This is a genomic window from Rahnella inusitata, from assembly GCF_018288855.1.
Classification (GTDB): Bacteria; Pseudomonadota; Gammaproteobacteria; order Enterobacterales; family Enterobacteriaceae; genus Rahnella; species Rahnella inusitata.
In genome coordinates this window covers 518,722-538,839 of the sequence record NZ_CP065024.1, presented here as the reverse complement: position 1 = coordinate 538,839, position 20,118 = coordinate 518,722, and the positions used below count along the sequence as shown (strand labels likewise).

Below are 20,118 nucleotides of genomic sequence, written 5' to 3'. Positions count from 1 at the left end.
GCGATCCCAAAGCGATGAATAAATTCCTGTTTTCCCTGCTTGTGCTCCTGCTGCTGCCGGTGGCAGCAGTTATCGTCATCACGCCAATGGACAGCCAGAAGCAGTACATCTTCGGGCTGATAAGCATTAGCCTTTTATTTTTACTGGGCATCAGCAAAAGCCGGCGGATAAGCGTGGTGATGGTCATCATGTCCGTCATGATGTCGACGCGCTATATTTACTGGCGCGCGACGGAAACGCTGCATTTCAATTCCACCATTGAAGCCATTTTAGGCATCGGGTTATTCCTCGCCGAACTTTACGTCTGGCTTATTCTGTTACTCGGTTATCTGCAAACCACCTGGCCGCTGAAACGCACCATCGAACCCTTGCCGGATGACACCACGCTGTGGCCGACGGTCGATGTGTATATTCCGTCTTATAACGAAAGTCTGGACGTGGTGCGTGATACCGTTCTGGCGGCGCAATGTATCGATTATCCAAAAGATAAAATCAAAATATACGTGCTTGATGACGGCAAGCGCGACGAATTTGCTGTGTTCTCCGCCGATGCAGGCGTGGGATATATCACCCGTGATAATAATGCCCACGCGAAAGCCGGTAACCTGAACCATGCGATGAAACTCACCAAAGGCGAGCTGATTTGCGTCTTTGACTGCGACCACGTCGCCACCCGCGCATTTTTACAGGCGACCGTCGGCAGCTTCCTGAAAGACCCGCGTCTGGCGCTGATCCAGACGCCGCACTATTTCTATTCACCCGATCCGTTTGAACGCAACCTCTCTGCTGGGCGCACCATGCCAAACGAAGGCGCGCTGTTCTACGGCCCGGTTCAACAGGGTAACGATAACTGGAACGCCACGTTCTTCTGCGGTTCCTGTGCGGTGATCCGCCGCGTGGCGCTGGAAGAAGTCGGCGGTTTTGCGGTAGAAACCGTGACCGAAGACGCCCACTCGGCGTTGAAAATGCAGCGCCGTGGCTGGAACACTGCGTTTCTGGATATTCCGCTGGCGGCCGGTCTGGCGACAGAACGTCTCGGTCTGCACGTCATTCAGCGTACCCGCTGGGCGCGCGGCATGACGCAGATTTTCCGCGTCGATAATCCGTTATTTGGCCGTGGTCTGAAATGGCAGCAACGCCTGTGCTATCTCAACGCCATGCTGCACTTCCAGTTCGGCCTGCCGCGCGTGGTGTTCCTGACCGCACCGCTGGCCTTCCTGCTATTCAACCTGAACATCATCTCCTCGTCCGCCAGCCTGATTTTTGCGTATGCGCTGCCGCATCTGGTGATGTCGCTGTACATCAACTCCCGCATGAATGGCCGCTTCCGCTATACGTTCTGGGGTGAAATTTACGAAACCGTGATGGCGTTCCACCTGATCCTGCCGACGATTGTCACCCTGCTTGCGCCAAAACGCGGCAAGTTTAACGTGACCGACAAAGGCGGCCTGCTGGACGTGGGCTTCTTTGACTTCAACATCGTCAAGCCGCACCTGATCGTCGCCATTCTGATGATTATCGGTATCGGCTACGGCTTAGTGCGTGCAGTCTTCCATAACTACTTTGCCATCGACCCGAGCGTAATCGCGCTGAACGTGGCGTGGGGCAGCTTCAGCGTGCTGATCCTGCTGGCAGCCATTGCCGTGGCGAAAGAAACCCGTCAGGTGCGTAAAACCATCCGTATTGATGTGGCGATCCCGGCCATCATTCATTACGCCAACGGCATTTCCCTGCGCACCACCACCATCGATATGTCGATGGGCGGCGTGCAGCTGTTGACGCCGGACGTGCGTTATCTGGACGAAGAAATTGAAGAGGTAGAAATTCAGCTGTCCTCGGGCGCGGAAAGTTTTCCGGTGACGCAAATCAGTGGCAACAAAGAGCGTATCCGTCTGCAATTTGAAAATCTGCCGTTGTCGAAACGCCGTGAACTGGTGCGCGTTGTCCTGTGCCGTGCGGATGCCTGGATCGGTGAAGAATATCCACCGGACAATCCGTTCCGCTCGCTGCTCAGTATCATCCGCTGCGTATTTGAGTTGTTCTACAACACATGGAAAGAACGTCGCGGCAAAAATACCCCCGCTGAGACCACCAGCAAGAGTGAAGCAGCATGAAACGACCACGTAAGCCGATGATCAAGCGCCGTTTATTTGCTGTGCCGGGTGCGTCCCTGCTCAGGAAAATCTCCACCGGCCTGCTGCTGACCTTCAGCGGCCTGCCGTTTACGCATGCGGAAGAAGCCCCTGCCCCGGCGATCGATCCGGCCACCAGTCTGCCTGCGGCACCGTCATGGCTGCCGCCCACGCCAGCGATGCCGGAAGAAGCCGCGCCTGCTGACACCGCAGCGCCAGTTGCACCTCAGGCGGTGCCGTCAGAATATATGCCTCAGGCGGATACCACGCCGGTCAATAACAGCGATTCGGCCAATGCAGCAACCCCGGCCATGCCGGTGGCCGATCCCGCAGCCGCGCCTGCGCCAGTGATCCCGCTGGTTCAGCCGGTCACCAGTAATATTACCGTTGCCGAAATGGGCCAGCCAAAAGGCCTGACCCTCAGCGGCGGCCAGTTGCAGTCCGGCATTCTCTTCACCCTGCCGGCAGATGAAGTGGTGACCAACGCCCATCTCTCGCTGGCGCTGAAAATTTCTCCGGCGCTGATCGCCCGCGATACCACGCTGGAACTGATGCTCAACGGCCAGCCGCTGGGTAACCTGCCGCTGAACCAGACCAGCAACGGCGGCGATGTCTACGAGCTGGATATCCCGTCAGCGATGGTGGTCTCGAGCAACAACCTGAGCTTTCGCGTGCATGACAGCAACACCATGACCTGCGAGAAGGATCAGTCGGACAAATATTGGGTCACTATTTTGCCGACGACCAGCATTGGTCTGGAAGGTCAGCAACTGAACATTGGGCGCAATCTGGGCAACTTCCCACGTCCGTTCTTCGACAGCCTGCAAATGCAGGAGTCCAAAATCACCATGGGCTTCCCGGCATCAATGAAACCGGGAGATGTCAGCGCCGCCGCGATGGTCTCTTCTTATCTCGGCATGTTGTCCGATTATCGCGACGTTGATTTTCCGGTTATTCTGAATGATTTGCCCGATCAGAACGGTATTTTGTTCGGTAAACCTGGCGATAAAATCGGCTCTCTGACGCTGCCTGCCAGCAGCGGTGCATCGATTCAAATCATTGATAACCCGATTAATCCGGTCTACAAGCTGCTGCTGGTTCTGGGTAACGATGACAATCAGTTGCGTCAGGCGGCTTACCGGCTGATAAGCGCCGGAATGCCGAACAACACCGATCATCTGGATGTCGCACAGCAAACCATTCCGCCCCGCAAGCCGTATGACGCCCCGCGCTGGATCGACACGTCGCGCCCGGTCACGCTGGGTGAACTGGCAGGCAAAGATCCGGATTCGCTGATTTCCAACGGTATTTATCACGATGGCATTCAGGTGGCGTTCCGCGCCGCGCCGGACTTGTTCATGTGGGATGGCCACAACATTCCGGTTCGTATTGATTATCGCTTCCCGACGGAAAACTGGATTGATGAAGATAATTCGCGCCTGAATGTCTCCATCAACAGCAATTTCCTGCGCAGCCTGACGGTGAACAAAGTCGGTCTGGTAGAAAACATCTGGCGTCGCCTCGGCGGTGACAGCCGTCAGGAACGCTACACCATGCAGCTCGCGCCGTACCTGATTTACGGCGACAACCAGTTGCAGTTCTATTTCGACATCAAACCGAAAAAAGACGCGCCGTGCAGCATATTGACCAGCGATAACATCAAAAGCCGTATCGATCCGAAATCCTTCATCGACCTGAGCGGAAGCTACCATTTCGCGCAGTTACCGAACCTGTCGTATTTCGTCGGTGCATCCTATCCGTATTCCAAACTGGCCGACTTCTCCGACACGCTGATGCTGCTGCCGCCGGAACCGACGGCTGATGAAATTCACACCTTGCTGAACCTCACCGCCCGCGCGGGCAAAGCCACCGGCGTGCCGGTGAGTCATGTGCAGATTGCCTTTGGTCTGAAGGGTGACGAGCAGGGAAATCCGCTGTTTGACCGCGATATTCTGGCGGTCACCACGCTGGGCGATTCCTCCTTTAATCAGCAGTTACTGGCTGATTCGCCGTTTGGCCTGAACGCGAATTCGATGGGCGTAAAAACGCCAACCGAAGTACAGCGCATCGTGGCGTGGCTGACCGGTGACTGGTATCGCCAGCCGGTGGATGCCGACCGCTATCTGTCATCAACCGGCGCATGGCGCGGGTTTGTCAGCTACCGCTCGCGCTGGTCTAACGATCACGTGGTGGTCGTGGCAACCGGTACTGACGATCAGCAGTTGCTGAAAATCCACAGCGATTTGAAATTGCCACAAATCAACGCCAACGTACGCGGCGATCTGGCGATCATTACTGATGAAAACGGCATCCGCAGCTTCTCGGTCGGCCAGCAATTCCCGACCGGACAAATGCCGTGGTACATGATGGTGCTCTGGTACGCCAGCACGCACATCGTGATCCTGTCGCTGATTGCCACGCTGGTCTCGCTGGTGGTGGGCCTGAGCCTGTTCGTCGTTCTGCGTCGCCATGCGGCTAAACGTCTGGGCCACAAATGAAAAGCCTTAAAACAAAAAGAACAACAACGAAGGTAGCCTTTACTCCCGGCTATAACCTGGCGATTACCGGAGCTGGAAAATGAAAAAACATAAACTGTCCTTGGCGGTGATCAGGGCTATTTATCTGGTAGGGATCGCCGGAGTCGTGAGTTTTAGCGCCTCAACGTTTGCCGCGGATACGACCAATCCGGCCATGAAAGCCCTGTTCGATCAGGCGGCTTACTGGCACGAACGCGCCCATGACGATCTGGCGAAAGACGCCTTGCAGAAAGTGTTGCTGGTCGAGCCGAACAACGCCCAGGCGCTGTATCTGATGTCGCTGTACTCGATGCAAAGCGGCGACAAAACCGCGGCAAACCAGTGGCGCGAAAAGCTGTCTGCCGCGTCGCCGGACGATCCGCGCTTAGCATCGCTAAACAGCGCCAAAGCCATGCAGTCAATTCCCCCGGCGCAGCTAGCCTCTGCACGCCAGATGGCCGCGCAGGGTAACGTCAGCGGTTCACTTTCGGCCTACCGCACTATCTTTAATGGCAACCAGCCGCTCGACAGTCTGGCAACCGAATATTACCTGACCATGGCGGGTGATAAATCGCTCCAGCCGCAGGCAATTGCGGGTTTGCAGCAGCGCGTAGCGTCCCGTCCGGACGATACGCAGGCGCGTCTGGCGCTGGGTAAAGTGCTGACCTATCAGGAATCTTCCCGCCGCGACGGCATCAAATTGCTGAGCACCATGGCGGGCAGCAGCAGCGACGCTGACCGCTCGCTGCGTCAGGCGCTGTTATGGATGGCACCGCAGGAAAGCGATCGCGATTTGTATCAGGGCTATCAGGCGCGTCATCCGAATGACACCGGCGTAATGGCCTATTTCCAGAAAAATATCGGTGGCGCGGCGAAAGGTCAGGGCTTTACCGCGCTGAACAGCGGCGACGTCACCGATGCGAAAGCCAAGTTTGAAAGCGTGCTGGCGGGCGATCCGAACGATGCCGACGCACTGGCCGGTTTGGGTTACATCGCGCAGCGCAGCGGCAATTTCGAAGCCGCCTCGCAGTATCTGAGCAAAGCCGCCGCACAGGGCGGACCGAACAGCGCACAGCTGAGTAATCAGGCACAGGATTCTGCGTTCTACGCTCAGCTGGCGAAAGCCAAAGAAGCCGCCGGTTCGGGCAGTTATGACGCCGCGCTGGCCGCGGTCACGCCGCTGACACAGGTCGGCGGGGAGAAAGGTCAGTCCGCAGGATTACTGCGCGCCGACATTCTGCGCCGCAAGGGCGATCTGCCCGGTGCCGAGCAGCAATTCAGCGCGCTTGGCGATAACGCCGATGCCCGCGCAGGATTGTTCTATGTGCTGCGTCAGCAGAACAAAACAGCCGAAGCCAATCAGGTTCTCAAAACGCTGCCGGCGGATATTCAGACCAAGATGAATCCGCCAAAAGTGGCCGACGTCATCGAGCCGTTGCGCCGTCAGGCTGCACAGGCCGTCGCGAACAACGATCCGCAGCGCGCGCTGAACTTACTCCAGCAGGCGCAGGAACGTCAGCCGTCCAACGTCTGGGTGAAACTGGACATGGCGCGCATCCTACAATCTCAGGGACAAACTGCGCAGGCGCAGTCGATCATGGCACCGTCCGCGCGCCCAGGAGCCTCGTCTGCCGATCTCTACGCCGCGGCCTTATTCGCGTCGGAAACCAAAAACTGGTCCACCTCCAGCGCCCTGCTCTCGCGCATTCCGCGCGGCAGTCAGAATCAGGGTATGCGTGAACTGGCGCAGCGCGCCAACTTCAATGCGCAAATGGCCGATGCCGAAAACTATCTGCAACAGGGCAACAGCGCGGCCGCTGCCAATACCCTGCGTGCGCTGGCGCAGAACCCGCCAACAGCACCGGCTGACGTGGGTGCGCTGGCGAAAAATCTGGCCGCCACCGGGCAGCTTCCGCTGGCGGTGCAACTGGTGCGCCAGAACATGCGCAACGGCGTGAAAGGTAACGCCGGGGATTACGCCGATCAGGTCACTGTGCTGAATCAGGCCGGGCTTGGCAACGAAGCGCAGGCGTTCCTGCAAAATCCGGAAATTCAGTCCGGCACGTCGCCGACGGCGCTGGCCAATCTGCGTAACGGTTTCGTTATCTCGCAGGCCGATCAGCTGCGCGAACAGGGTCAGTACGCAGCGGCGTACGACAAGCTGGTGGTCGCGCTGCAAGCCGATCCGCAAAACCGCGATCTGATGTTGGCGATGGCGCGCCTGTATCAGTCCGGCAAACTCAATAAACAGGCCGGTCAGGTTTACAACTACCTGATGGCCAACGACACACCGACGCAGGATGCCCGCGTCGGGGCGATCAATATCGCGCTGGGCGAAGGCGATACGCAGCGTGCGCAGCAGCTGATGAACGGGCTGACCGGCCCGCGCACGCCAGACCGCCTGTTGCTGGCGGCACGCGTTGCCGAGGCACAGGGCGATCATCAGCAGGCGATGGCGCTGTTACGTTCAGCGAAGGGCAAGATGATCGGGCTGGAAGGCGCAGACGGTTCGGCGCAGGTCGCCGGATTGCAGCTGAGCGACAACCCGTTCATCAACCGCTCGACGCGCACCACGGCTTCACGCCCGACAACGCAATCCTCTTACGGCGCCGTCATGCCGTGGCAGGTCTCCGATCAGGTTTCCACGCCGGGGAATATTCCTGCGACCACCGCAGAACCGACGGCAGTGACACAGCGTAATGCGACAGAAAAACAGATCGACGACATGCTCGACGATTTGCAGGGCAAAACCGCCACCTGGGCGCAGGGTGAGATGTCGATTCGCGGACGTGACGGCGAAAGCGGCCTCAGTCAGCTGACCGAAGCCAAAGCGCCGATGACCTTCGCCTTCGTGCCGTTTGATACCTCGCGCCTGAGCATCGGCGTGACGCCGGTTTCGCTCAGCGCAGGCAGCCCGTCCGGTACATCCAACAGCCGCTTTGGGCAAGGCGCGCTGGCTCAGGCGCAGTCCGCGCAGAAAGATGTGGCAGCGGCGGCGTCGGCGGCAGGTCTGAACATCGCCGATTACAGCACTTTCGCCAAACTGCAGGCGGCGGCTTCCACCAATTCCAGCGCAAACTGTAGTTCGACCAACGCGGCCTCGGCGCAGTGCGTGGCCTATAACACCATCACGGGTACCGATCCGACCACCTATTCCGCCCCGGATGCCGGTAATCAGAAAGCCACCGGTGTGGAAGTCAACGCCGCGCTGACCGGTGACAGTTACAAAGCCGATGTGGGCAGTACGCCGCTCGGGCAGGATTTGAGCTCGCTGGTCGGTGGCGTGCAGTGGGCACCGAAACTGACGGACTTCACCACGCTGACCGTGACCGCAGAACGTCGCGCGATCACCGACAGTATTTTGTCCTACGTCGGTACCAAAGATAACTACAGCGGCAAAGAGTGGGGTCAGGTCACTAAAAACGGCGGCAGCGTTAACCTTTCTTACGATGACGGTGACGCGGGCTTTTACGCCGGTGCCGGTTACTACAGCTATCTCGGTAACAATGTGAAGAGTAACCAGTCGGTCAATGCCAACGCCGGGCTGTACGTTCGTCCGTACCGTTACGACGATCGCGAGCTGAAAACCGGGGTTAACGTCGGTTACATGAACTTCGACAAAAACCTCAGCTACTACAGCTACGGTCAGGGCGGTTACTTCAGTCCGCAGAACTACGTCAGCGTCTCCTTCCCGGTGGAATATACCCAGAAGTATGACGACTGGGATATGAAACTCTCGGCATCCGTCGGTTATCAGTCCTATTCTCAGGATAAGAGCGCCTACTTCCCGAATAACCCGGATTTGCAGAAACAGCTGGAAGATCTGGTGGCGGCGGGCTACGGCACCGAGGCTTACTATTCCGGTAAAACCGAAAATGGTATCGGCTGGAATGCTGGCGTCGGCGGCAATTATCATCTGAACAAGAACATGCAGATTGGCGGTCAGGTGGGCTACGATACTTTCGGCGATTACAACGAAAGCAAAGCGCAGGTCTACTTCCGCTATCTGATGGGCCAAAATTAATCCCGGTGGAATAAAACCATGCAAGAACAGAACTATACACAGGTCGCGCAGGAATATTACCGCCAGCGGCACTCCACTCCGGGCTGGCAAAGTCTGGTGCAGGTGCTATTTTCAGGTATTCTGGCATCCGCCGAAGACGAAGATGGCCGCCGTTTTCTCACGCTGATGGGCGGTAATCTGGGGCGACAGCATCCTCTGCCGGTGTGCGCCACGCTCGGCGAACTGGAAGAAAACATCAACCACATTCTCAGCCGTTTCGACTGGGGCGTGGTGAAAATTGAAGCTACCCAGCAACAGCTTGCGCTGGTGCACATCGCCTGGCCGGTTTCGCCGCAAGGTGAAGACGACGAACTGTGGCGCATCGCGCTGATTTCGCTGTTTGAAGGGCTGTATGCCCAATGGTTGCAGGCGCAAGGCGGACAGCCTTACGTTCCCCTGCGCTGGCAGGAAAGCACATCGGAAGGCGCATTCGTCTTCCGCTATCAAAATGGTTTGTAAGGAATTTTTATGTTGGCATTTCGACGCTACGGCCTGGTGCTGTGGTTCGGTCTGGTTTTCTCGTTTTTCACTACCGCAGTAATGGCGCAGGATCAGGGCTGGTCAGCCTACAAAAGTCGCTTTCTGATGCCTGACGGCCGGATCATTGATACCGCCAATAAAAACGTCAGTCACACCGAAGGCCAGGGTTTCAGCATGCTGCTGGCGGTCTTCAATGACGATCAGGCTACTTTCGATAAGTTGTGGCAGTGGGCGAACACCACGCTGTACCGCAAGGACATCGGCCTCTATTCGTGGCGTTACGACCCGAATAACAGCGTGCACGTCGCTGATAAAAATAACGCCTCTGACGGCGACCAGCTGATGGCGTGGGCACTCCTGCTGGCGGGCGATAAATGGAATGACACGCGCTACACGAAAGCCTCCGAGAAATTACAGACGGCACTGATCAAATATAACGTGATTGATTACGCCGGTTACAAAGTGATGCTGCCGGGCGTGACCGGGTTCAATCAGACCAGTAACGTGACGATCAACGCCTCCTACTTCCTCTTCCCGGCGTGGAAAGCGTTTTACGCCCACAGCCACCTGAAAGTGTGGAAGGATCTCGATGAAAGCGGCACCGCGATGCTCAGCAAAATGGCGTTCGGCGAATTACGTCTGCCGACCGACTGGGTAGACATGCAGGCCGATGGCAGCATGAAGCCCGCCAGCCGCTGGCCGACGCGTTTCAGTTATGACGCCGTGCGTATCCCGCTGTACCTCGGCTGGGCGCATCCGGGCAGCCCGCAGCTGGCACCCTTCATTCTCTGGTGGCAGAAGTCGCCACGCACCGCGACACCGGCCTGGATTGATGTGATGACCGGCACCAAAGCGGGCTACAACATGTCGCCGGGCTTACTGGCTATCCGTGATTTCACCATGGCCAACGCCGCTGCCATCAGCCCGAACCTCGCGCCGAAAGATGATTACTATTCGTCTACGCTGCAACTTCTGAGCTGGTGGGCGAGTAAGCAAGGGTAATTTTCTCCGCTGAATAAAAAAGGCCGCTTTCGCGGCCTTTCTCATTTCTATACGTCACCTGATTTACGCGACGGTCTGCGTGGTACCGTTCTCGTCCTGATCCACGGCGAAACAGGCGACCAGCTGATCGCCGTACTGTTTCAGTTGTGGCTGGAATTGTTTGCAGGTGCCGAACGCGCGACGGCAGCGGGCGTTGAAGGCACAACCGGCTGGCGGGTTCAGCGGGCTTGGCAGCTCGCCGGTCAGCTTGATGCGTTCACGGCGCTCGTCCGGGTTCAGACGCGGCGTTGCAGACAGCAAAGCCTGCGTGTACGGATGACGCGGATTGTTGAAGATGGCGTCTTTCGAGCCCTTTTCCACACAGCGGCCAAGGTACATCACTATCACTTCGTCGGCGATATGTTCAACCACCGACAAATCGTGCGAGATGAACACGTAGGACAGCCCCAAATCCTGCTGCAAATCCATCATCAGGTTCAGAACCTGCGCGCGGACGGAAACGTCGAGCGCGGAAACCGGTTCATCGGCGATGACCACGTCAGGATCCAGCATCAGACCACGGGCAATCGCGATACGCTGACGCTGACCGCCGGAGAACATGTGCGGATAGCGGTCGTAATGTTCGGTTTTCAGGCCGACTTTCGCCATCATCGCCAGCGATTTTTCACGACGCTCGGCGCTGCTCAGTTTGGTGTTGATCAGCAACGGCTCTTCGAGGATCTGCCCGACTTTCTTACGCGGGTTCAGTGACCCGTAAGGATTCTGAAACACGATTTGGATCTTCTGACGGCGCAGCTTTTCCGCTGTCGCATCAGGTTTCAGCAAATCCTGCCCGCGGTAATACAGCTCACCGCCTGTCGGGACTTCGATCATGGTCAGCAGACGGCCCAGCGTGGATTTCCCACAGCCAGATTCACCCACCACCGCCAGCGTTTTACCGCGTTCGAGAGTGAATGACACGCCGTCGAGGGCCTTAACTGTACGTTCCGGGGCGAACATCCCTTTCTTCACCGGGTAGTGCTTTTTCAGGTCAATCGCATGCAACAACGGCTGCGATGCGGTGTTATCAGGACTCATAAGTAGGTCTCCCGGCATCATCGAGCGGATAATGACACTTCGACTGACGCCCGTTCGCGAGATCGCGCAGCGCCGGTTCTTCTTTACGGCAAAGATCGGTGGCATACGGGCAACGCGGGTTGAGCAGGCAACCGTTCGGACGGTCATATTTGCCCGGCACTACGCCCGGCAATGACTGCAAACGTGCTTTGTCAGCGGCAAATTCCGGCAAGGATCGCAGCAGCGCCTGAGTGTACGGATGACGCGGCGCACGGAAAATCTCCGTGGCTCTTGCCGATTCCACTACCTGACCGGCATACATCACGATGATGTGCTGCGCGGCTTCGGCCACCAGTGCGAGGTCATGGGTAATCAGCATCAGCGCCATGTTCTCTTGCTGTTGCAGCTCGAGCAGCAATTCGATGATCTGCGCCTGAATGGTCACGTCGAGAGCGGTCGTCGGTTCATCGGCGATCAGCAGTTTAGGACGGCAGGCGATCGCCATCGCGATCATTACGCGCTGACTCATCCCGCCGGAAAGCTGATGCGGATACACGTCGAGACGCGAAGCCGGATCGGGGATGCCGACCAGATTCAGCAGATCGATGGTGCGCTGACGACGGGTCTTTTTGTTGCCACCCTGATGCACCTTGATGGCTTCCATAATCTGGAATCCGACGGTGTAGCACGGGTTAAGGCTGGTCATCGGATCCTGGAAAATCATCGCGACTTCGGCGCCGACAATCTGGCGGCGCTCTTTTTCGCTCATGCCTTGCAGATCACGGCCACCGAACTCCAGCTTTTCAGCCATCACTTTGCCGGGGAAATCGATAAGTCCCATCAGCGCCAGTGAACTGACCGATTTACCGGAACCGGATTCGCCGACAATCCCGACCACTTCGCCCTGTTTCACACTGTAGCTGATACGATCTACGGCGCGAAACGGCGTGCCTTCGTCACCAAAATGCACGGAAAGCTTATCAACGGTCAGCAGCGTTTTGCCGACCGGTACGTCTTGAATTAATGTGGTTTCCATCTCTCGTCCCCTACTGCTTGAGTTTAGGGTCAAGGGCGTCGCGCAGGCCGTCACCCATCAGGTTAAATGCCAGTACCGTCAGCAGAATGATCACACCAGGGAAGGTCACAACCCACCAGGCGCTTTGAGCAAACTGTAAGACGTCGGACAGCATCGTGCCCCACTCCGGCGTTGGCGGTTGCGCGCCCATGCCGAGGAAGCCGAGAGCCGCCATATCGAGGATGGCGTTGGAGAAACCGAGCGATGCCTGAACGATCAGCGGCGCTAAGCAGTTAGGTAAAATATTGATGAACATCTGACGCGTCGCACCGGCACCCGCCACGCGCGAAGCGGTCACGTAGTCGCGGTTCACTTCCACCAGCACCGCCGCGCGGGTAAGTCGCACGTAGTGTGGCAAGGCGACGAACGTCAGCGCCAGCGAGGCGTTGACTATCGACGGACCGAAAATTGCCACCAGCACCAGCGCCAGCAACAGGCTTGGCAAGGCCAGCATGATATCGACCACACGCATGATGATAGCGTCGATGACACCGCCGTAATATCCGGCAAACAGACCGAAAATCACGCCGAGGATCAGCGAAAGCACCACGACCAGGCAACCGACCAGCAGCGATAACCGTGCGCCGTACATCAGACGCGACAGAATATCGCGGCCCACGTCGTCGGTGCCTAACAGGAATTTCCAGCTTCCGCCTTCCATCCAGACCGGCGGACGCAGCAGGGCATCACGGAACTGTTCAGCCGGGGCGTGTGGCGCGATCACATTCGCCCCAATCGCAATCACCAGCATGATGATGATATAAGCCAGGCCAGTCACGGCCCCTTTATTACGCTTGAAGTAATGCCAGAATTCCCGCAATGGCGGCATCGGCACTGGCGCAGCCGTCACGATTTCATTCGCAACGGGCTCTGTAACCTGAGACATTTTGCGCCCCTTATTTTCTGTGGCGAATACGCGGGTTGACCACACCGTAGAGCACGTCTACCAGCAGGTTAACCACGATGATCAAAGTAGCGACCAGCAACACTCCGCCCTGCACGACCGGATAGTCGCGGCGCTGGAGTGCATCGATCAGCCACCGGCCAAGTCCCGGCCAGGAGAAGATGGTTTCCGTCAGAATGGCGCCGCCCAGCAGCGTCCCGACCTGCAAACCAATGATGGTCACCACCGGCAGCAGCGCATTGCGCAGTGCGTGGACGACAATCACCCGCATACGGCTGACGCCTTTGGCGCGCGCGGTACGGATATAATCTTCACCCAACACTTCCAGCATGGAAGAACGGGTCATACGCACGATAACCGCCAGAGGAATGGTGCCGAGCACCAGCGCAGGCAAAATCATGTGCATTACGGCGTCTTTGAAGTCGCCCGGCTCGCCCCAGATGAGGGAGTCGATCAACATAAAGCCGGTCAGCGGCATGCTGTCATCAAGGAAAACGGTATCGCTTATTCGCCCCGATACGGGCGTGAGGTTGAGCTGCACCGAGACCAGCATCACCAGCATGATCCCCCACCAGAATATCGGCATGGAATATCCGGTCAGCGAGATCCCCACTGCCGTGTGGTCGAATATCGATCCGCGTTTGACCGCCGCCAGCACGCCCACCGGAATACCGACAACAATCGCGAAAATCATCGCGCAGATGCCCAGTTCCAGCGTGGCTTTAAAACGCGGGACAAACTCCTGCCAGACAGGGGTTCGGCTTTTTAAGGAAGTGCCCAGGTCGCCGTGCAGCACCCCGTTCACATAGTGGAAGTATTGCTGATAAAGAGGCTTATCGAGCCCCATATCTGCCATTAACTGGGCGTGACGTTCGGGGGAAACACCGCGTTCGCCTGCCATGATGGTGACCGGGTCGCCTGGTATCATATGTACGAAGGCAAAAGTCAGCAAAGTTATGCCGATAAACGTTGGGATAACTAACCCCAAACGTCGGAGTATGAACTGAAACATATCCCGTACTCTCTGTATAAAATGCCCGGAGAACCGTAGCTCGCCGGGCTTATTAGTAGCTCACAAAACTCTATACCGCTGAACTAAAAGACGTAGTGAGCGCGCTGCGAGCAAGGCGGAGGAGCACAGCAATTGAAACATACCCTCAGGCAGGCGAAAATTGCGAGCACCGCACAACGCAGCTCCCTGTGCGCTCAATCGTCAATCATTCCATGCTGACGTTTTCGAAGTGGTGTTTGCCTAACGGGTCAACGACATAGCCTTTGACTTCTTTACGGACAGGTTCGTACACGGTGGAGTGAGCGATGATCAGTGCCGGAGCCTGGTCATGCATCACAACCTGTGCCTGCTGGTACAGCGCAGCACGTTTGGCGTGATCGGATTCAGCACGGGCTGGCTGGATCAAATCTTCAAACGGCTTGTAGCACCAGCGGGAATAGTTGGAACCGTCTTTGGCGGCCGCGCAGCTGAACAGCGTGGCGAAGAAGTTGTCCGGATCCCCATTGTCCCCGGTCCAGCCCATCATCACAGACTGATGTTCACCGGCTTTAGCACGCTTGAGGTATTCGCCCCACTCGTAGGTGACGATGTTGGCTTTCACGCCCACTTTCGCCCAGTCAGCCTGGATCATTTCAGCCATACGGCGCGCGTTCGGGTTGTACGGACGCTGTACCGGCATCGCCCACAGATCGATAGTGAAACCGTCTGCGTGACCTGCTTCTTTCAGCAGCTCTTTGGCTTTCTCAGGGTTGTAATCGTAATCCACAACGTCTTTGTTGTAGCCCCACATAGTCGGTGGGATCAGGTTTTTAGCCGGCTGGCCAGCACCCTGATAAACCGCATCGATGATGGCTTTTTTGTTCACAGCCAGGGTCAGTGCCTGACGCACTTTCACTTCATCCAGTGGTTTTTTCTCAACGTTGAAGGACAGATAACCGACGTTCAGACCTGGCTGTTGCATCAGGTTGATGGTTTTATCTTTCTTCATTGCCGCGATATCAGCGGGGTTCGGGTATGGCATGACCTGGCATTCGTTTTTCTGCAATTTCGCGTAACGCACGGAAGCGTCAGGCGTGATGGAGAAGACTAAACGGTCGATCTGCGGCTTGGTGCCCCAGAAACCAGGGAAAGCTTTGTAGAGGATGCGTGAATCTTTCTGGTATTGCACAAGCTGGAACGGACCGGTACCGATCGGATCCAAATCGACTTTCTCAGGTGTTTTCGCTTTCAGCATGTTATCCGCGTATTCCGCAGACAGGATGGAAGCGAAGTCCATCGCCAGGTCAGCCAGGAATGGCGACTCCGGGCGGTTGAGCACAAACTGAACGGTATTGTCGTCAACTTTGACAATCTTGTTGATCAGATCGCCCATACCCATGCCTTCGAAGTATTCGTAGCTACCGCCAGAAACGCCGTGGTATGGATTGTTTTTGTCGAGCTGACGTTCGAAGGAATACACCACGTCATCCGCATTGAAATCACGGGTTGGTTTGAATTCCTTGTTGTCCTGCCATTTCACGCCTTTGCGCAGATGGAAGGTGTAGGTTTTGCCGTCTGCCGACACGTCCCACTTCTCAGCCAGACCCGCCTGAATTTCTGTGGTCCCGATCTTGAACTCAACCAAACGGTTGTAGATAGGCACGGAGCTGGCGTCATACGTGGTGCCTGAGGTGAACAGCTGAGGGTTGAAGCCTTCAGGTGAACCTTCAGAACAATACACTAACGTTTTTGCCTGCACGCTTGCCGCAACGGTCAGCGCAATCAGGCCCATACTGAATTTCAGTAGCCCCGACTTACCTAAAGAGATTGTCATCGCTTCTGCTCCATTGATTAATGGTGATGTGGATGTGTGTGTTGTGTTTGCAGCTCACGCCACCCTTTATTTTTATTTGCGGGTGACTGTGTTGGTGTGCGCTGCATTAAGTCCAACCAGAGCATGGTGAACTGCCATTTTTTTCCTTCGAACTGTAAAGCGGGCTTTACGGATCTTTACCGGAAATAATCACTGGTCTTCCTTGGGGCTATCAATTTGGCAACTCCTATCCCTGACGTCAATATAACCATCAGGCATTTACACAGACTGTGAGTAACAGCAAACAAACATAAAAAAACATTCCGTTAACCAAATCAGGATGAATGTTCAGTTTTTGAACCCGAAACCCACACAATCAACTTTGTAAAAGAATATTCCTGGGGGTTTTGCACATATTAAATCCCTAAAAATTTCTCGCTAAATGATGAATATATGAACGGTTATTTTTGAGATAGGGGTGGAAACCAGCTGAAAATGCTGAGAAGAGCAGCAGATGACATGGGACTGTCATAAATGGGCTTCACGCACTGACCCCTTCAAACACCCCAAAAAGGCGCAGATGCCCGATGATGGTGCAGCCACCCTCGTGGATATGTTTCGTGTGTTTTTTCACCGAAAGGCACTGTGCGGGCTGAAATACCCCGAAACCAAACTGTTCTTATAATCCAAAGACTGGCGCGTTTTTTGCTTAAATCAGGGGGTATCTGGATTTATGGCAGCAGGTTTTTTGAATATCACCGGCCAGAGGTTTTGTGATGGAACTAAAGTGGTTTGAAGATTTTCTCAGCGTATCTCATTGCTACAGCTTCACGCGCGCCGCCAGCGAACGAAATATCACTCAGTCCGCACTCAGCCGCCGCATCCGCCAGCTGGAAGAGTGGCTCGGCGTTGTGCTGTTTGACCGCAAAACTTACCCCATCCGCCTGACCCCGGAAGGCGAAGAATTCCTCCACGTCGCCCATGCAACGGTATTTTCCATGACGCGGTTACGCCGCAGTTTTCGCGCTAAAGCGCATGAGACGGATGTAACAGTGTGAACAGATTTTATTTGTTTCGCGACAGCGCGAAGAACCGGTAATACCGTCGGCTTCTCCTTTCTTCACCGCGTTGCCGCCGACTATCAGAACTCTACAAATCACAGGAAAGAGGATTTGAAGCTGATGAGGTTAAGGGAGCGCACACAACAAAAAGCCCGCAACCAGAAAGCAGCGGGCTTTTTATAGACGAAAAAAACCTGCTTTAAAAGCAGGTTTTTCAAATGTGGTCGGCGAGAGAGGATTACGCGCATCTTCGATGCTTGCCCTGCGGGCCGTTGCTAAAGCAACGTGGTCTCGCTTCGCTCGGCTCAAACCTCCTTCGGAGGTTCTCATCCTCTTAAACTGCAGGCGAAAAAAAACCTGCTTTAAAAGCAGGTTTTTCAAATGTGGTCGGCGAGAGAGGATTCGAACCTCCGACCCACTGGTCCCAAACCAGTTGCGCTACCAAGCTGCGCTACTCGCCGAATGGGGCGCATCTTACTGCGGTGGTTTCAGAGCGTCAACGGCTTTTTCATCCATATTCACCGACTGCCCAGAAATCATCCGATACGCCGCCAATTTAACCTATTACTTCTGTTCTGCCTGAGGTTTAGCACACCAGTTATTCGCCGGATTGATTCCGCCGTTCGGTGAGGTATAACCCAGACAACCCAGAATCGAGTCGAAAAGCTCGACGTGGCGCTTCTTCGCCCCTACACGCTGCTGCGCCTGAAGCTGCTCAAACGCCTCTTTGTGGTCCGGCTGTTCGAGGAAGCTGTCAGAAGCCCACACCATCATCGGCACACGGAACTGCTCAGGTGGCGCCATTTCGCGCGGCGTACCGTGCAGATGGGAGTTCTCATCAATCGACTCACCGTGATCGGAGGCATAAAACACCAGCGCCTTCTTGTCGCGCAGCTGATCAATCACGCTGTCGATGAAGGTGTCGGTGTAAAGCACGCTGTTATCGAAGGCGTTAATCAGCTCTTCTTTAGTACAGTTGGTTCTCTTACATTCCGGCGTATAACGCGCGTAGCTGCGCGGATAACGCTGGGAATAGAGATAATGCGAGCCTTTAGTGTGCAGGATCACCAGATGTTTCCCTTTCGGGTAATTTTTCAAAGACTGCTGCAATTCATTCACCAGCAACATATCGTCCACCGGTTTACCGTCATTACGCTTTTCAGACGCGATGATTTCACGGAAGGAGAAATTGTTGGTGTCGGCGTTGTTGTAGAACCACAACTCGCTTTGCATCGCGAAGAGTTCAGAAGTGAAACCCAAAGATTTCATCACCGCAAAGATGTTCTGCTCTTTTAGCGTCCGTTGCGGGTTATCTTCCGTCCCGCCTTCGCGCACAAACATGCAACGCAGCGAGAGCTTGGTGGCGGTATCGCAGGAAGTCCCGCGGAACGCCACCAGATTCTTCTCTTTCGACAGGCGCGGCGTCGTATCGCGCTCGTAGCCCAGAAGACCCATGTGATCCCAGCGGGTGGTTTCCCCGATGATAAACACCACGTAGGTGTCATCAATATCCGCCGGCGGCACGTAGGTAAACTCTTTCGCCGGGTCTAAATAATGGCTGGCATCCTGGCCTTCATCAATCTGGGTGTATGCGTACAACCCGAGGGCAGCCAGCCAGTTAGACGGTAAATAGGAGTGCGCGACAACGCCGCCGTAGCTCGGTAAATCGACGTTAGTTTTCTTCTCGTTCACGCTTTGTTTGTGATCAAGATAACGCAGCGGCAACCAGACCAGCAGCACCGTGGCCAACATAACGATCAGCGGCAACGCACGCTGCCCCGGCGTTTTCATCTGTTCAATCAGCGTCAGACGCAGATCATTTTTCCAGATCAGGAACAGCGGTATGGCACTGACCAGCGCCATCCAGATAAACAGTTGCGGCCCAATCACCTCTTTGCTGAGATCGATATCCGTGGTCATCACCGAGACCACGATGCCGTAGCCGATCACCACATTGAACATCACCATGTAATAACTGGCGGCGACGGAAATCAGAACCAGCAGGCTGGCAACGATGCGGAAAAACAGCCGTCCACCCAGCGACAACAAACGCAGCACGAAAAAAGTAAACAGGACGATCGCACACACTTCTGTGACGGCCTGTAGCAGTTCGGTGGAAGTGAAATGATTAATCAAGGCGGCAAAGCGGCGCTGAAACACGGAGACATTGAGGAAAATGCCAATATAAATCGCTAACAATAATGAAATATTTTGCTGCGATAGAGTCTTCACTCTATTCATGTAATGTGGTTTTCCGGAGGATTTTGAAAGATTCTGAATCATTGTGACATGTTTATGTCTGGTGAGTTCACAGATTATACCGAGATTACGTATATATACATACTTCCGGAATGTTCCGTGCCAAAGCGGCTTACAGGCGAGATGAAGGTCAGGCGGGGTCTTTATCGGGGAGAAATCCAGACATGAAAAAGGAGGCCGAAGCCTCCTGGGTATTTCTTAAAACGCCCCTGGTGAAGGCGGTACTTCTAAAAAATCATTTAATATTCAAAGTGACATCGATGTTGCCACGGGTGGCATTGGAGTACGGGCAAACCTGATGAGCTTTGGCAACCAGCGCTTCTGCGTCGCTGCGCTCAAAGCCAGGCAGAGTGATATCAAGCTGAACTTCGATACCGTAACCGCCGGGGATGGCACCGATGCCTACCGCGCCTTCAATTTTCGCGTCAGCAGGGATCTTAATTTTTTCCTGCGCGGCCACGGCTTTCAGTGCGCCGAGGAAGCAGGCGGAGTAACCGGCAGCAAACAGCTGCTCTGGGTTGGTACCGCCGCCCATGCCACCCATTTCTTTCGGCACGCCCAGTTTGATATCTAATACGCCGTCGTCAGAAACAGCACGGCCATCACGACCACCGGTAGCAGATGCATGAGCACGATACACAACTTTTTCGATAGACATATTTCGTTCCTTTTCGGGTCAGATTACTGAGAATCAAAGATGACTTAACTGGAAATATTTAACACGATTTAATCGTGCGCTATGTATTTAATACTAGCAGACAAACTC

13 protein-coding genes, 1 tRNA gene and 1 other RNA gene are annotated in these 20,118 nt (G+C 55.5%); 6 read left to right on the top strand and 9 right to left on the bottom strand.

The features are described 5' to 3' along the window. Nucleotides 1-14 precede the first annotated feature (14 nt). From bcsA to I2123_RS02460, 5 genes are all read left to right on the top strand, one after another. Complete coding sequence (bcsA, locus tag I2123_RS02480; protein WP_213051731.1) at nt 15-2,114, top strand: UDP-forming cellulose synthase catalytic subunit; 2,100 nt, start codon at nt 15-17, stop codon at nt 2,112-2,114. After that, nucleotides 2,111-4,630: a cellulose biosynthesis cyclic di-GMP-binding regulatory protein BcsB gene (gene bcsB / locus I2123_RS02475; RefSeq protein WP_213051730.1), complete on the top strand. Its 2,520-nt coding sequence runs from the start codon at nt 2,111-2,113 to the stop codon at nt 4,628-4,630. Before bcsA ends, bcsB begins: the two co-directional genes overlap by 4 nt. 79 nt (nt 4,631-4,709) lie before the next feature. Then, entirely contained in the window at nt 4,710-8,672 is a 3,963-nt protein-coding gene (locus I2123_RS02470) for a cellulose biosynthesis protein BcsC (protein ID WP_213051729.1), read from the top strand. Nucleotides 8,673-8,690: 18 nt separating this feature from the next. Next, nucleotides 8,691-9,170 (top strand): cellulose biosynthesis protein BcsD, encoded by a 480-nt coding sequence (bcsD, locus tag I2123_RS02465; RefSeq protein ID WP_112167442.1) that lies wholly within the window; start codon nt 8,691-8,693, stop codon nt 9,168-9,170. Nucleotides 9,171-9,179: 9 nt separating this feature from the next. Continuing rightward, the gene (locus tag I2123_RS02460) at nt 9,180-10,193 is read left to right on the top strand and encodes a family 8 glycosyl hydrolase (RefSeq protein ID WP_112167441.1); all 1,014 of its coding nucleotides are present in this window, start codon (nt 9,180-9,182) and stop codon (nt 10,191-10,193) included. Between the two features lie 63 nt (nt 10,194-10,256). Here the strand turns inward: I2123_RS02460 and dppF are convergent, their stop codons facing one another. The 5 genes from dppF to dppA form a co-directional block, all read right to left on the bottom strand. Next, nucleotides 10,257-11,270 (bottom strand): dipeptide ABC transporter ATP-binding subunit DppF, encoded by a 1,014-nt coding sequence (dppF, locus tag I2123_RS02455; protein WP_213051728.1) that lies wholly within the window; start codon nt 11,268-11,270, stop codon nt 10,257-10,259. Next, a complete protein-coding gene (gene dppD / locus I2123_RS02450; protein WP_112167439.1) occupies nt 11,260-12,285 on the bottom strand; it encodes a dipeptide ABC transporter ATP-binding protein in 1,026 nt (341 codons plus the stop codon). The genes dppF and dppD overlap by 11 nt, the downstream gene beginning before the upstream one ends. Nucleotides 12,286-12,295: 10 nt before the next feature. After that, nucleotides 12,296-13,210: a dipeptide ABC transporter permease DppC gene (gene dppC / locus I2123_RS02445; RefSeq protein WP_112167438.1), complete on the bottom strand. Its 915-nt coding sequence runs from the start codon at nt 13,208-13,210 to the stop codon at nt 12,296-12,298. 10 nt (nt 13,211-13,220) lie between these two features. Then, nucleotides 13,221-14,240 carry a dipeptide ABC transporter permease DppB gene (gene dppB, locus I2123_RS02440; protein ID WP_112167437.1) on the bottom strand — a complete coding sequence of 340 codons (1,020 nt, stop codon included), beginning with the start codon at nt 14,238-14,240 and terminating at the stop codon, nt 13,221-13,223. 205 nt (nt 14,241-14,445) lie between these two features. After that, nucleotides 14,446-16,053: a dipeptide ABC transporter periplasmic-binding protein DppA gene (gene dppA, locus I2123_RS02435; RefSeq protein ID WP_112167436.1), complete on the bottom strand. Its 1,608-nt coding sequence runs from the start codon at nt 16,051-16,053 to the stop codon at nt 14,446-14,448. A 755-nt stretch (nt 16,054-16,808) separates the two neighbouring features. Between dppA and I2123_RS02430 the strand changes: the two genes are divergently transcribed. Continuing rightward, a complete protein-coding gene (locus tag I2123_RS02430) occupies nt 16,809-17,090 on the top strand; it encodes a LysR family transcriptional regulator (protein ID WP_414060058.1) in 282 nt (93 codons plus the stop codon). A 224-nt stretch (nt 17,091-17,314) separates the two neighbouring features. Here I2123_RS02430 and I2123_RS02425 read toward each other — a convergent pair. From I2123_RS02425 to I2123_RS02410, 4 genes are all read right to left on the bottom strand, one after another. Continuing rightward, nucleotides 17,315-17,444, bottom strand: a non-coding RNA gene (locus tag I2123_RS02425) — RtT sRNA. A gap of 33 nt (nt 17,445-17,477) precedes the next feature. Further along, nucleotides 17,478-17,554, bottom strand: a tRNA-Pro gene (locus tag I2123_RS02420). Nucleotides 17,555-17,657: 103 nt separating this feature from the next. Then, nucleotides 17,658-19,334: a kdo(2)-lipid A phosphoethanolamine 7''-transferase gene (eptB, locus tag I2123_RS02415; protein ID WP_112169538.1), complete on the bottom strand. Its 1,677-nt coding sequence runs from the start codon at nt 19,332-19,334 to the stop codon at nt 17,658-17,660. Nucleotides 19,335-19,587: 253 nt separating this feature from the next. Next, nucleotides 19,588-20,010, bottom strand: coding sequence for an organic hydroperoxide resistance protein (locus tag I2123_RS02410; RefSeq protein WP_056775755.1), 423 nt, complete (start codon nt 20,008-20,010; stop codon nt 19,588-19,590). Nucleotides 20,011-20,118: the final 108 nt, after the last annotated feature.

Excerpts from the sequence above, each read along its gene's own strand:
- bcsA (WP_213051731.1), top strand. The coding sequence starts at position 15 with ATGAATAAATTCCTGTTTTCCCTGCTTGTGCTCCTGCTGCTGCCGGTG.
- bcsB (WP_213051730.1), top strand. The coding sequence starts at position 2,111 with ATGAAACGACCACGTAAGCCGATGATCAAGCGCCGTTTATTTGCTGTG.
- I2123_RS02470 (WP_213051729.1), top strand. The coding sequence starts at position 4,710 with ATGAAAAAACATAAACTGTCCTTGGCGGTGATCAGGGCTATTTATCTG.
- bcsD (WP_112167442.1), top strand. The coding sequence starts at position 8,691 with ATGCAAGAACAGAACTATACACAGGTCGCGCAGGAATATTACCGCCAG.
- I2123_RS02460 (WP_112167441.1), top strand. The coding sequence starts at position 9,180 with ATGTTGGCATTTCGACGCTACGGCCTGGTGCTGTGGTTCGGTCTGGTT.
- dppF (WP_213051728.1), bottom strand. The coding sequence starts at position 11,270 with ATGAGTCCTGATAACACCGCATCGCAGCCGTTGTTGCATGCGATTGAC.
- dppD (WP_112167439.1), bottom strand. The coding sequence starts at position 12,285 with ATGGAAACCACATTAATTCAAGACGTACCGGTCGGCAAAACGCTGCTG.
- dppC (WP_112167438.1), bottom strand. The coding sequence starts at position 13,210 with ATGTCTCAGGTTACAGAGCCCGTTGCGAATGAAATCGTGACGGCTGCG.
- dppB (WP_112167437.1), bottom strand. The coding sequence starts at position 14,240 with ATGTTTCAGTTCATACTCCGACGTTTGGGGTTAGTTATCCCAACGTTT.
- dppA (WP_112167436.1), bottom strand. The coding sequence starts at position 16,053 with ATGACAATCTCTTTAGGTAAGTCGGGGCTACTGAAATTCAGTATGGGC.
- I2123_RS02430 (WP_414060058.1), top strand. The coding sequence starts at position 16,809 with ATGGAACTAAAGTGGTTTGAAGATTTTCTCAGCGTATCTCATTGCTAC.
- eptB (WP_112169538.1), bottom strand. The coding sequence starts at position 19,334 with ATGAATAGAGTGAAGACTCTATCGCAGCAAAATATTTCATTATTGTTA.
- I2123_RS02410 (WP_056775755.1), bottom strand. The coding sequence starts at position 20,010 with ATGTCTATCGAAAAAGTTGTGTATCGTGCTCATGCATCTGCTACCGGT.